Here is a 13269-nt window from a genome sequence, read left to right as displayed (position 1 = left end):
ATTCGGACCAGTGGTCGATCTCGCCTACACTCGGTGCCGTGCCACGTGGTGACGGTCGACTCAGTCATGATCTGCTCCCCGGCGAGAAAGGACCCCAGGACGCTTGTGGCGTCTTCGGAGTCTGGGCTCCCGGTGAAGAGGTCGCCAAGCTCACTTACTTCGGGCTCTACGCCCTCCAGCATCGAGGCCAGGAATCCGCGGGAATCGCGGTCAGCAACGGCTCTCAGATCCTCGTCTTCAAGGACATGGGCCTCGTTTCCCAGGTCTTCGACGAGACCTCGCTCGGTTCGCTCCAGGGTCATATCGCGGTCGGTCACGCCCGCTACTCGACCACCGGGGCCTCCACCTGGGAGAACGCCCAGCCGACGTTCCGCGCCACCGCGCACGGCTCGATCGCGCTCGGCCACAACGGCAACCTGGTCAACACCGCCCAGCTCGCGGAGATGGTCGCCGACCTCCCCAAGAAGGAGGGCGGCCGCACCCCGCGCGTGGCCGCGACCAACGACACCGACCTCCTCACGGCCCTGCTCGCCGCCCAGGAGGACCCGGACGGCAAGCCGCTGACCATCGAGGAGGCGGCCCACCAGATCCTCCCGCAGGTCCAGGGCGCCTTCTCCCTCGTCTTCATGGACGAGCACACCCTCTACGCGGCCCGCGACCCCCAGGGCATCCGCCCGATGGTCCTCGGCCGCCTTGAGCGCGGCTGGGTCGTCGCCTCCGAGTCCGCCGCCCTCGACATCTGCGGCGCCGCCTACGTCCGCGAGATCGAGCCGGGCGAGTTCGTCGCCATCGACGAGAACGGCCTGCGCACCTCCCGATTCGCGGAAGCGAAGCCCAAGGGCTGTGTCTTCGAGTACGTCTATCTGGCCCGCCCCGACACCGACATCGCCGGGCGGAACGTGTACCTCTCCCGCGTCGAGATGGGTCGGAAACTCGCCAAAGAAGCTCCCGTCGACGCCGATCTGGTCATAGCGACTCCGGAGTCCGGCACCCCGGCCGCCATCGGCTACGCGGAGGCCTCGGGCATCCCCTTCGGCGCCGGTCTGGTGAAGAACGCCTATGTCGGCCGTACGTTCATCCAGCCCTCGCAGACCATCCGGCAGCTCGGCATCCGCCTGAAGCTGAACCCGCTGAAGGAAGTCATCAAGGGCAAGCGCCTGGTCGTCGTCGACGACTCGATCGTGCGCGGCAACACCCAGCGGGCGCTGGTGCGCATGCTCCGCGAGGCCGGAGCAGCCGAGGTCCACATCCGGATCTCCTCGCCGCCCGTGAAGTGGCCCTGCTTCTTCGGCATCGACTTCGCCACCCGCGCGGAACTCATCGCCAACGGCATGACCATCGACGAGATCGGCACCTCGCTCGGCGCCGACTCCCTCTCGTACATCTCCCTCGACGGCATGATCGAGGCGACCACCATCGCCAAGCCGAACCTGTGCCGCGCCTGCTTCGACGGCGAGTACCCGATGGACCTCCCGGACCCCGAGCTGCTCGGCAAGCAGCTCCTGGAGACCGAGCTGGCGGCCGGTCCGGCCGCCACGGCCGCGGCCGACGCGATCCGTCGCCCGTAAGCCCCGTACCGCCAACCCGAAAGATCCCAGGCAATGTCTGAGAGTCCCGCTTCCGGTGCCTCCTACGCGGCTGCCGGTGTCGACATCGACGCCGGCGACCGCGCCGTAGAACTCATGAAGGAGTGGGTGAAGAAGACCCAGCGCCCCGAGGTCCTCGGCGGCCTCGGCGGCTTCGCCGGCCTCTTCGACGCCTCCGCCCTCAAGCGGTTCGAGCGCCCCCTGCTCGCCTCCGCCACGGACGGCGTCGGCACGAAGGTCGACATCGCCCGCCGCCTCGGCGTCTACGACACGATCGGCCACGACCTGGTCGCGATGGTCATGGACGACATCGTGGTGTGCGGCGCCGAGCCGCTCTTCATGACCGACTACATCTGCGTCGGCAAGGTGCACCCCGAGCGTGTCGCGGCCATCGTCAAGGGCATCGCCGAGGGCTGTGTGCTGGCCGGCTGCGCCCTGGTCGGCGGCGAGACCGCCGAACACCCCGGACTGCTCGGCCCGGACGACTTCGACGTCGCCGGCGCCGGTACGGGCGTCGTGGAGGCCGACCGGCTGCTCGGCGCGGATCGCATCCGCACGGGTGACACGGTCATCGCCATGGCCGCCTCCGGACTTCACTCGAACGGGTACTCGCTCGTCCGGCACGTCCTGCTCGACCAGGCCGGCCTCGACCTGGAGGCGCGGATCGACGAACTCGGCCGCACCCTCGGCGAGGAACTCCTCGTGCCCACGAAGATCTACTCGCTGGACTGCCTGGCGCTGACCCGCACCACCGACGTCCACGCCTTCTCGCACATCACCGGCGGCGGACTGGCCGCCAACCTCGCCCGGGTGATCCCGGACGGCCTGCACGCGATCGTGGACCGCTCCACCTGGACCCCGGCACCGATCTTCGACCTCGTCGGGAAGACCGGCCGGGTCGAGCGCCTGGAGCTGGAGAAGACCCTGAACATGGGCGTCGGCATGATCGCGATCGTCCCCGAGGAGTCCGCGGACGTGGCCCTCGACACCCTGGCCGACCGCGGGGTCGAGGCATGGATCGCCGGCGAGATCACCGAGCGCGGCGACCACGCGACGGGCGCGGCCATGGTCGGCGACTACTCAGCCTGATCGCGACGGCTGCCTGATCAACGGCAGCACAAAACCCGGTCCGGCGGTGTTGCCCCGGACCGGGTGAGGTGCAGTTGTTCCGGATATGCGGAAACTGCGGAGGGACGCTGTTGCGTCAAGCGCCGCGACGTTGCGACTGAGGACCGGACTCGTCGTCCTCGTCCTCATCGTCGTCGTTATAGAGATCCGCGTACTGAGCGTACGGGTCGTCTTCTTCCTCGTCGTCGTCCTCGAACGGCTCGCCATTCGGCGGCTGGCTCGAAGTCGAAGCGCCCAGCTCATTGGCCAGACGCGAGAGGTCAGTCCCGCCGCTGCTGTACTTCAGCTGGCGGGCGACCTTCGTCTGCTTGGCCTTTGCCCGGCCGCGCCCCATGGCTCGACCCCCTCGGATACGAGGCTCGGTGGCCTCAGAGTCTTGACACGCGTTCATGATCTGGAACGGACTCTCCGTGGAGAGACCGGTCCGTAGGGCTTCCACGGTACCTGAGCCCGCGCCCATACGGTACGTCGCCCGCAGCACGTGCCGGGCCAGAGGACCCGCGAGGTGCCCTGTCCTCGCTGGTCAACCGCGATTTTAACCACTTCTTGGCAGGCGACCCGCCGACGAACGTGAGAGTTCTCTCGAAGTCTTCGCCGACGGGTACCGGCTCACCTGTTCCGCGCGGCTGCCTCGTGCATCCGCTGCTCGGCGATCCGGTCGGCCGCCGCGGCCGGCGGAATACCGTCGTCCTTCGCACGTGCGAATATGGCCAGCGTGGTGTCGAAGATCTTCGCGGCCTTCGCCCTGCACCGCTCGAAGTCGAACCCGTGCAGCTCGTCGGCCACCTGGATCACCCCGCCCGCGTTCACCACGTAGTCCGGCGCGTAGAGGATCCGGCGGTCCGCGAGGTCCTTCTCCACGCCCGGGTGCGCGAGCTGGTTGTTGGCCGCGCCGCACACCACCTTGGCGGTCAGCACCGGCACGGTCTCGTCGTCGAGCGCCCCGCCGAGCGCGCAGGGGGCGTAGACGTCGAGCCCCTCGACCCGGATCAGCGCCTCCGTGTCCGCGACGGCCCGCACACCGGTCGGATGCTTGTCGAGGATCCGCCGTACGGACTCCTCGCGCACATCGGTGATCACGACCTCGGCGCCCTCGTCCCGCAGGTGCTCCACCAGGTGGTGCCCGACCTTGCCGACGCCCGCGATACCGACCGTACGGCCGCGCAGCGACGGATCGCCCCACAGGTGCTGCGCGCTGGCCCGCATGCCCTGGAAGACGCCGAAGGCGGTCAGCACGGAGGAGTCGCCCGCGCCGCCGTTCTCCGGCGAGCGGCCGGTCGTCCACTGGCACTCGCGCGCCACGACGTCCATGTCGGCGACATACGTGCCGACATCGCACGCGGTGACGTACCGCCCGCCCAGCGATGCCACGAACCGGCCGTAGGCGAGCAGGAGTTCCTCGGTCTTGTCGCGCTCCGGGTCACCGATGATCACGGCTTTCCCGCCGCCGTGGTCCAGGCCGGCCATGGCGTTCTTGTACGACATCCCGCGGGCGAGGTTGAGCGCGTCGGCGACGGCGTCGGCCTCGCTCGCGTACGGGTAGAAGCGCGTGCCGCCCAGCGCGGGGCCCAGCGCGGTGTTGTGGATGGCGATGACGGCCTTGAGGCCGCTGGCCCGGTCCTGACAGAGCACGACTTGCTCATGACCGCCCTGGTCCGAGTGGAACAGGGTGTGCAGGACGCCGTTGTCTACGTCGGTCACTGTGGTGACTCCTGGGTAAGTGGCGGCGGTTGGAGACAGGCCCCCGTAGGGGTGGCGGGTGCCGTGGGACGAGCGTAGGGCCTGCGTGTGGCCGCCATCGGTGCAGTGTTCAGGATCACCTACCGAAGGGGGGTGTCCGTGCGACGATTTGCATAGTTTTCCCGCCCGTCAGTGAGCGGGTTCCGAAGGTTTTCCGCACGGTCGGCGGGGGAGGGAGCAGGCGTGCCCAAGAAGGTGTCCTCGGTGACCGTCCCGTACGCGACCTATCTACGGGTCTATGAACCGCTGGCCGCTTTCCCGGAGCCGGAGCGCGGCCACTGGGCGCGCTACGCCCGCCGCCCCGACCGTCCCTCGTACCAGGACGAACTGCGCCGCGCGCTGGCCGACTTGCTGCCCACCCCGCCGGTCGCGGTCCCGGTGCACGAGAGCGCGGACGCCTTCGTGGTCGAGGTCGACGGCGTGGTCTGCGTCTGCCCCTGGCGCACCCGGCTGCGCGGCTGGCAGGCCCTGGGAGACCTCGCGGAGGAACTTCCCCCGTCGGTCCTGGACGCCGTACTGCCGCCGCTCGTACGGCATCAGGCCACCCAGGACTACGAGCGCTGGCTGGCCCGCAACCCGGACGCGCGGCCGTGGATCCGGACGGCGACCTGGCAGGTGCCGCTGAACTGGTTCGTGCTCGTCGGGGACGAGGAGCGCCGCTACGACAAGGCCTCCGGGGACGATCCGCCGATGCTGCGCTACCGGACGCCGATGGTGCAGGCCCGGCGGCGCACGGCGCGCGCGCTGCGGACCCTGAAGGACGCGATCGACGACGGGCCGCTGATCGACGGTCTGGTGGACGTGGGGCGCTGGCTGGAGGAGTTCCATCCGCGTTCGCTGGTGGAACTGGACTACGGCGGTCTCGTGCACGTCCTGCCGGCCGGCGAGCTGGAGGACGACCACTCGGCGGCGGACGTGGCGGCCGGCATCGAGGCGCTGCGGACCGGGGACGGGGCGGCGGCGGGCGAGGCGTACGGGCGGCTCGTGGAGCGGTGGCGGTCGGTCAGGGACCGACGGTCGGCCAACTGAGGCGACTGGGGCGACTGAGGCCGCGGTCGACGAGGGCGGCGCCTTCGAAGCTGACACGTTCGAACAACTGCGCATAGGATTCTTACGGTTCGTCAACACGGGACGTAGGTCCCGATCCGGACGATTGATGTCAAGCGTGACGGATCGCACGTGCAGATCCCTTGCGCCCCTTGCCCGCCCTCATGCCAAAATAGGACAAGGAGTCCGGGGAGGACTCTGTCCGTCCCGTTGTGGGCGGAATCTCAGCATTGCGTGCTTTGGGGGGTCTCGATGACTCCTGATCATCCTGTGACTGATCGTCACAGTGGTGTGACTGTCCGTTATGGCATGGTCCATCGGCTTCCGTCGCTGATGGACACCTGGGATGGCAATTCCGTCGGTTTGGCCGTAGCGGTTGGACAGATGGTGTAGTTGTAGTGCCGAGGACATGCCGTTCGTCCTATAACCGACTCGACTCGCGTCCGCCATTTCGGGCAACGCGGGTCAAGGTGCAGAATTTAGAGGAAAGAACCGAGAAGGTTCGGTTCTCCCGAGGAGGCCGCTCATGACCGCTCGCACCCCTGATGCCGAGCCGCTGCTGACCCCGGCTGAGGTCGCCACGATGTTCCGTGTGGACCCCAAGACGGTCACGCGGTGGGCGAAGGCCGGAAAGCTCACTTCGATTCGCACGCTCGGCGGACACCGCCGTTACCGCGAGGCGGAGGTCCGTGCACTGCTCGCGGGCATTCCGCAGCAGCGCAGCGAAGCCTGACCAACTGAATACGGGCGAAACGGCTGGTCCCCCAACCGGTCAAGCGCCCGAACAGCACAGCTCCAAGCGACGCGGGTTCTGCCCCAACAGAGCCCACGCCCAACGCTCTTAGACATGTGAACACAGGGTGCGTCGTAGATCGCGCTGGACTCCGCCGGGTCCAGCGCGATCTTTTTTGTGCCTGGTCGTGGGTCCGTGCGCGGCTCGCACGGGGGCCTGTGAGGGACCTTGTCGGAGTCTGGGGAGGGCTGTCGGATCTCCTGTGGACCATCGCTCACAGGGGTGCAATTGCACATATTAAATTGACCAGTTGTGGGCGAGTCTTAAGTTCCACCGTTTCAAAAACTTATGCGGTGACACCCGTCACATGCCAGACGCCTTGTTGCCTACGGTCTATGTGCGCTAGGGGAGTTGGCCCGGTGGATCGTCCTGGGGCTCCGGTGGCGGAGGGGAGTCCAGGGCCAGCCGCAGCAGTCGGTGGCAGATCGGACAGTGCCGGGTCACATGGCGGTAGGAGCTGGCGGCCGACAGATGCGCACGGAGCAGGGCCCGCGTCTCATGCCTGACCGAAGCCGCCATACGCCACCTCCAGTGGCCCTGCGGGAAGGGGGCCTGGTTTCTGGGTACCGGGCGCCTGCGGCGGCGTCAAGGGGGCCGTCTGCGCCTGGCCCGTCCCTGGGGGCTCCGCCCCCAGACCCCCATCGGCCCTGAAGGGGCCTCGTCCTCAAGCGCCGGACTGGCTGAGTGGTGCCGGCCGGTACCGACAGGGCGCCGCGCGTGCACGAAAAAACCCACCCCCCGAAGGAAGTGGGTCTCATTCACTGCGGTCCTGACGGGATTTGAACCCGCGGCCTCCACCTTGACAGGGTGGCGAGCACTCCAAGCTGCTCCACAGGACCTGGTTTCGCGGCACTTGATGGTGCGTTGTGCTGCGAAACGAGACTGTACAGGAGGGTGGCCCGCCTGGTCGAACTCACCCTGTGTGCAGGCGCTGTTACGGCGCGGCGGCGTCGATCGCCTTCACGATCCGCTTGTCCGAGACCGGGTACGCCGTGCCCAGCGCGTGCGCGAAATAGCTCACCCGGAGCTCCTCGATCATCCAGCGGATGTCACGCACGGAGGACGGCACCGGGCGGCCCTGCGGCAGCTGTTCCAGGAGCCACGCGTACTCGTCCTGCATCTCGTGGACCTTCTCCATGCGGGTCGTGTCCCGCTGGACCCCCGTCGGCATCTGCTGGAGACGACGGTCCGCGGCCACCAAGTAACGCATCAGGTCCGGGAGCCGACGTATCCCGGCCGCCGTGACGAACCCGGGCTTCACGAGGGCGTCCAGCTGCGCGCGTACGTCCGCGAGGTTCGGCAGGAGGGCCGGGCTGCTCGCCGCCTTCAGACGGCGCTCACACGCCTGCCAGGCGGCCAGCACCTGCTGCACCTGGCTCACCGCCCGCACCGTCGTGTCGACGATCTCCGCCCGCACCCGCTCGTACAGCTTCCGGTACGACTCCTCGTCCCACGCCGGCCCCCCGAAGTCACCGATGAGCTTGTCGGCCGCCGCCAGCGCGCAGTCGTCGAACAGCGCCTGGATCGAACCGTGCGGATTCGCCGACAGCGCGAGCTTCTGCGCGTTGGTGAGCTTTTCGGAAGCGAACTTCGCGGGATTGACCGGGATGTTGCGGACGATCAGCCTCCGCGTGCCCTTCCACATCGCCTCCGCCTGCTCGGCCTCCGTGTCGAAAAGCCGTACGGAGACGGTGTCGCCGTCGTCGACCAGCGCCGGATACGCCTTCACCGGCTGACCCGCCCGACGCGTCTCGAAGACCTTCGTGAGCGTGCCGATCGACCAGTCCGTCAGGCCCTTCCGCTCCAGGGACTCCCCGCCCTCACGCTCCGCCGTCGCCGCGGCCGCCTGCGAGATCGCCTGCCGTGCCTTCGGCTTCAGCCGGAGCTTCAACGCCTCCAGGTCCTTGTCCTCGGCGATCTTCCGGCGCCGCTCGTCCACGATCCGGAAGGTGACGAGGAGATGGTCCGGGACCTTCGACCAGTCGAAGTCGTCGGCCGTGAAGGGGACTCCGACCATCCGCTTCAACTCGCGGGCCATGGTGGTGGTCAACGGCTCCTGCAACGGGGTCGCCGTCGCCAGGAAGCGCTGGGCGAAGTTCGGTGCGGGTACGTAGTTGCGGCGGATGGGCTTCGGGAGGGACCGGATCAGCTCCGTCACGACTTCTTCCCTGAGCCCCGGGATCTGCCAGTCGAAGCCCTCGTCCGTGACCTGGTTGAGGACGTGCAGCGGGATGTGGACCGTGACACCGTCCGCGTCCGCGCCCGGCTCGAACTGGTACGTCACCCGGAACTTCAGCGGACCCTGCCGCCACGAGTCCGGATAGTCGTCCTTGCTGATGTCACCCGCACGCTCGTTGATGAGCATCGAGCGCTCGAAGTCGAGGAGTTCGGGCTCCTCGTGCCGCTTGTGCTTCCACCACGAGTCGAAGTGGGCGCCGGACACGACGTGTTCGGGGACCCGCTGGTCGTAGAAGTCGAAGAGCGTCTCGTCGTCGACCAGGATGTCCCGGCGGCGGGCGCGATGCTCCAACTCCTCCACCTCGGTGAGGAGTTTGCGGTTGTCCGCGAAGAACTTGTGGTGCGTGCGCCAGTCGCCCTCGACCAGCGCGTTCCGGATGAACAGCTCGCGACTCGCCTCCGGGTCGATGCGGCCGTAGTTCACCTTGCGCTGCGCGATGATCGGAACGCCGTAGAGCGTGACCTTCTCGAAGGCCATCACCGCCGCCTGGTCCTTCTCCCAATGCGGTTCGCTGTACGTCCGCTTCAGGAGATGGCCGGCGAGCGGCTCGACCCACTCGGGCTCGATCTTCGCGTTGACGCGCGCCCAGAGCCGCGAAGTCTCCACCAGCTCCGCCGACATGACGAAACGCGGCGTCTTCTTGAAGAGCGCCGAACCCGGGAAGATCGCGAACTTGGCGCTGCGGGCGCCCAGATACTCGTTCTTCGCGCCGTCCTTCACGTCCTTCATGCCGATGTGGGACAACAGGCCCGCGAGGAGCGAGACGTGCACGCTCTGCTCGGCCGCGTCCTCCTCGTTGAACTGGATGCCCATCTGCTTGGCCACCGTGCGGAGTTGGCTGTAGATGTCCTGCCACTCACGGATACGGAGGAAGTTCAGGTACTCCTGCTTGCACATCCGCCGGAACGCCGACGAACCGCGCTCCTTCTGCTGCTCACGGATGTACCGCCACATGTTCAGGAACGCGAGGAAGTCGCTCGACTCGTCCCGGAAACGGGCGTGCTGCTGATCGGCCTGCGTCTGCTTGTCGGCCGGGCGCTCGCGCGGGTCCTGGATGGAGAGCGCGGCGGCGATCACCATGACCTCGCGCACACAGCCGTTCTTGTCGGCCTCCAGAACCATGCGGGCCAGCCGCGGGTCCACCGGCAGTTGGGCGAGCTTGCGGCCCGTCTGCGTCAGCCGCTTCCGCGGATCCTTCTCGTCCGGGTCCAACGCGCCCAGTTCCTGGAGGAGTTGGACACCGTCGCGGATGTTGCGGTGGTCCGGCGGGTCGATGAACGGGAACTTCTCGATCTCACCGAGACCCGCCGCGGTCATCTGGAGGATGACGGAGGCGAGGTTCGTCCGGAGGATCTCGGCGTCCGTGAACTCCGGGCGGGCCAGGAAGTCGTCCTCGGAGTACAGCCGGATGCAGATACCGTCCGACGTACGGCCGCAACGACCCTTGCGCTGATTGGCACTTGCCTGGCTGACCGCCTCGATGGGCAGCCGCTGCACCTTCGTACGGTGGCTGTAGCGGCTGATCCGGGCGAAGCCGGGGTCGATCACGTACTTGATGCCCGGCACGGTGAGAGAGGTCTCGGCGACGTTCGTCGCCAGAACGATCCTTCGGCCCGTGTGCTGCTGGAACACGCGATGCTGCTCGGCGTGCGAGAGCCGGGCGTAGAGGGGGAGGACTTCCGTGAACCGGTAGTTCTTCTTCGTGAGCGCGTCGGCGGTGTCACGGATCTCTCTCTCCCCGGAGAGAAAGACCAGGATGTCGCCTTTGCCCTCGCCCTGAAGCTCCTCCACGGCGTCACAGATCGCGGTGATCTGGTCGCGGTCGGAGTCCTCGGACTCGTCCTCCAGGAGCGGGCGGTAACGGACCTCCACCGGATACGTCCGGCCGCTCACCTCGATGATCGGCGCCTCGCCGAAATGCCGCGAGAAACGCTCCGGGTCGATCGTCGCCGACGTGATGACGACCTTCAAGTCCGGCCGCTTGGGCAGCAGTTGGGCCAGGTAACCGAGCAGGAAGTCGATGTTGAGGGACCGCTCGTGGGCCTCGTCGATGATGATCGTGTCGTAGGCGCGCAGCTCACGGTCGGTCTGGATCTCGGCGAGCAGGATGCCGTCCGTCATCAGCTTGATGAAGGTCGACTCCTGGTTCACCTGGTCGGTGAAACGGACCTTCCAGCCGACCGCCTCGCCGAGCGGGGTGTCCATCTCCTCCGCGACCCGCTCCGCCACGGTCCGGGCGGCGATCCGACGGGGCTGCGTGTGCCCGATCATGCCGCGGACGCCACGACCGAGTTCGAGACAGATCTTCGGGATCTGTGTCGTCTTCCCGGAACCGGTCTCACCGGCCACGATCACCACCTGGTGATCACGGATCGCGGCCGCGATATCGGCCTTCTTCTGGCTGACCGGCAACTGCTCCGGATACGAGATCGCGGGGATACGACGGCGCCGCTCGGCCATCCGCTCCTCGCCACGGGCCACCTCGGCCTCGATCTCGGCGAGCACGGCGGCACGGGCCTCCGGCTTACGGATCCTGCGCGCGCCTTCGAGCCTGCGCCCGAGCCGGTGCGCGTCGCGCAGCGTCAGCTCGGTCAGGCGGGGGGCGAGATCGCCGAGGGCGGGGGCGTCAGGAGCGCCGGGGGCGGAGGCGGGGTGCGTAGACATACGCCATCCAGGATCTCACCTTGGCGAAATTCCTGGCGAATGAATTGGTGGGGGCGGGTTGAGGGCGGGTTGGTGGGTAACTGGGTGGCGTGCGGGTGAGTCAGGGAGCCGTCCCTGAGGGCTCCGCCCCCAGACCCCCGACCGGCGCTGAAGGGGCCTCGTCCGCAAGCGCCGGACGAGCTGGTTGATGCTGACCGGAATCCCGCGACATCGACTGCGCCGTGTTCGACACGGCCTTGATCCCCAGGTACGCCGTCGTCAGACTCGCCATCGCGGTGAACGCCGAGGACAGCACACCCACGATCACCGCCCGGTCACCGTCCAGCTGCCACACCCCGAAGATCGCCACCGCGGTGATCGCGACATTGCTGCCGACCACCGCGATCAGCCCGTACCGCGCGCGTATCTTCTCCAGATTCGTGTCCCGGACACCCCTCACCACGTCCTGGCTCATGCCCAATCTCCCCCACAACTCCGCCACTTGGCACCGACAGAGCCGGATCGTATCCCCGGCCCACGACGGGACGACGACGGCCCCTCCACCCCCACACATCTCCTCGGTCACACGTTCTGCCAATCACCCGATCCGGTGAAGCATCCACATTCACCGGATCGAACACGGAACGCGATCTAGATTCCTTGTTCGTGAAACTGACGCTGCGGGTCAAGCTGCTGCCCACGCCCGAACAGGCGTCGGCCCTCGAAGCGACCCTCCGCGCCTGCAACGAAGCCGCCAACCACGTCTCCACCATCGCCCACACCACCGGCACCAAACACAACCGCGCACTCCGCACCGAGACCTACACCCACGTCAAACACATCTGGGGCCTCGGCGCCCAAGCCGCCCAGCACGTCATCAAGAAAACCAGCGACGCCTACACGGCACTCACCGGCAGCCTCAAAGCAGGAAACCTCGGCCGACCAGGATCACAACGCCACAAGGCCGCGACCGGCAAACCCATCACCTTCCGCCGCCACGCCGCCCAGCCCTACGACGACCGCATGCTTTCCTGGCAGATGGAACAACGCACCGTCTCCATCTGGACCACCCGAGGCCGCCTCAAAAACCTCCCCTTCACCGGAGACCACCACCACCTCCGGCTCCTCGCCCGACACCGCCAAGGCGAATCGGACCTCCTGACCCAGAACGGCCAGTGGTACCTCCTGGCCACCATCGACGTACCCGAAGCCCCACAGAACCCCGACCCCCACGGCTTCATCGGCGTCGACCTGGGCATCGCCAACATCGCCACCACCTCCACCGGACACCGGCACAGCGGCCGAAAACTCAACCGCACCCGCGAGAACGACCGGAACCTGCGCACCCGACTCCAGAAGAAAGGCACGCGATCCGCCAAGCGCCGGGCCAAACGCCACGCGGGCAAAGAGGCACGGCGCACCCGGGACATCAACCACAAGATCAGCAAACACATCGTGGCGGAGGCTGAACGCACCGGTCGCGGAATCGCCCTGGAAGACCTGGGCGGCATCCGCGAACGGGCCCGGCTGAAAAAGCCCCAACGAGTCACGATCAACTCCTGGGCCTTCGGGCAGCTGGCCGACTTCATCGCTTACAAGGCACGCAGAGCCGGCGTCCCGGTCGTCCACGTCAACCCGGCCTACACCAGCCAGGAATGCTCGCACTGCCACCACATCGACAAACGCAACCGGCCCCGCCAGGCCGTCTTCAATTGCAGGTCCTGCGGCTTCGTTGAGCACGCCGACCTGAACGCGTCCCACGTCATCGGCCGACGAGGCTGGTCGACCTGGGTCCGCGGGGCCGAGTCACAGGTCCCTGCCCTCACGCTGGTCGTGTAGGGCTGGATGCGCCGCTGCGCCGAAGCCATCGGCGAGAGCGAGCTGCGAGCCGGGGTTCTTCTCCGGCAGCGGACGCGGCCGCTCGTACCCTTGAGCGCCCTGAGTCTGATCCACGGCAGACATACAAGAAGGCCCCGATCCAGAGATCGGGGCCTTGGCTGTGGCTGGGGCCGGGATCGAACCGGCGACCTATCGCTTTTCAGGCGATCGCTCGTACCAACTGAGCTACCCAGCCGTCAAGGCCTTTTATAAAG

10 protein-coding genes and 2 tRNA genes are annotated in these 13269 nt (G+C 67.6%); 5 read left to right on the top strand and 7 right to left on the bottom strand.

Going from position 1 to position 13269, the window contains the following annotated elements; genetic code table 11:
- The first annotated feature begins 38 nt into the window (after positions 1-38).
- Both purF and purM read left to right on the top strand, forming a co-directional pair.
- Entirely contained in the window at positions 39-1568 is a 1530-nt protein-coding gene (gene purF / locus ACWIHT_RS21365; RefSeq protein WP_200713709.1) for an amidophosphoribosyltransferase, read from the top strand.
- 33 nt (positions 1569-1601) lie between these two features.
- Complete coding sequence (gene purM, locus ACWIHT_RS21360) at positions 1602-2675, top strand: phosphoribosylformylglycinamidine cyclo-ligase (RefSeq protein ID WP_456169737.1); 1074 nt, start codon at positions 1602-1604, stop codon at positions 2673-2675.
- A 115-nt stretch (positions 2676-2790) separates the two neighbouring features.
- Here the strand turns inward: purM and ACWIHT_RS21355 are convergent, their stop codons facing one another.
- Both ACWIHT_RS21355 and ACWIHT_RS21350 read right to left on the bottom strand, forming a co-directional pair.
- Positions 2791-3048: a DUF3073 domain-containing protein gene (locus ACWIHT_RS21355; RefSeq protein ID WP_019061825.1), complete on the bottom strand. Its 258-nt coding sequence runs from the start codon at positions 3046-3048 to the stop codon at positions 2791-2793.
- Between the two features lie 275 nt (positions 3049-3323).
- On the bottom strand, positions 3324-4415 hold the full coding sequence (locus ACWIHT_RS21350; RefSeq protein ID WP_456169736.1) for a Leu/Phe/Val dehydrogenase: 1092 nt from the start codon (positions 4413-4415) through the stop codon (positions 3324-3326).
- 222 nt (positions 4416-4637) lie between these two features.
- Here ACWIHT_RS21350 and ACWIHT_RS21345 point away from each other — a divergent pair, with 222 nt between their 5' ends.
- Together ACWIHT_RS21345 and bldC are read left to right on the top strand one after the other, a co-directional pair.
- A complete protein-coding gene (locus tag ACWIHT_RS21345) occupies positions 4638-5483 on the top strand; it encodes a hypothetical protein (RefSeq protein ID WP_456169735.1) in 846 nt (281 codons plus the stop codon).
- 544 nt (positions 5484-6027) lie between these two features.
- Positions 6028-6234, top strand: a complete 207-nt coding sequence (gene bldC / locus ACWIHT_RS21340; protein WP_003949541.1) for a developmental transcriptional regulator BldC — start codon at positions 6028-6030, stop codon at positions 6232-6234.
- A 402-nt stretch (positions 6235-6636) separates the two neighbouring features.
- Here bldC and ACWIHT_RS21335 read toward each other — a convergent pair whose 3' ends face one another.
- The 4 genes from ACWIHT_RS21335 to ACWIHT_RS21320 form a co-directional block, all read right to left on the bottom strand.
- Entirely contained in the window at positions 6637-6813 is a 177-nt protein-coding gene (locus ACWIHT_RS21335) for a DUF6274 family protein (protein WP_317883523.1), read from the bottom strand.
- A gap of 245 nt (positions 6814-7058) precedes the next feature.
- A tRNA-Asp gene (locus ACWIHT_RS21330) sits at positions 7059-7133 on the bottom strand.
- 95 nt (positions 7134-7228) lie between these two features.
- Positions 7229-11197 carry an ATP-dependent RNA helicase HrpA gene (gene hrpA / locus ACWIHT_RS21325; protein ID WP_456169734.1) on the bottom strand — a complete coding sequence of 1323 codons (3969 nt, stop codon included), beginning with the start codon at positions 11195-11197 and terminating at the stop codon, positions 7229-7231.
- 100 nt (positions 11198-11297) lie between these two features.
- Positions 11298-11651, bottom strand: coding sequence for a hypothetical protein (locus tag ACWIHT_RS21320; protein ID WP_456169732.1), 354 nt, complete (start codon positions 11649-11651; stop codon positions 11298-11300).
- Between the two features lie 191 nt (positions 11652-11842).
- On the opposite strand from ACWIHT_RS21320, the gene ACWIHT_RS21315 reads away from it, so the two are divergent.
- Positions 11843-13015, top strand: a complete 1173-nt coding sequence (locus ACWIHT_RS21315; protein WP_456169730.1) for an RNA-guided endonuclease InsQ/TnpB family protein — start codon at positions 11843-11845, stop codon at positions 13013-13015.
- A gap of 161 nt (positions 13016-13176) precedes the next feature.
- Here the strand turns inward: ACWIHT_RS21315 and ACWIHT_RS21310 are convergent.
- A tRNA-Phe gene (locus ACWIHT_RS21310) sits at positions 13177-13250 on the bottom strand.
- Positions 13251-13269: the final 19 nt, after the last annotated feature.

This window comes from Streptomyces sp. NPDC002276 (assembly GCF_053891435.1).
The sequence above is the reverse complement of the archived record's forward strand: the minus strand, read 5'-3'. Positions and strand labels throughout refer to the sequence as shown.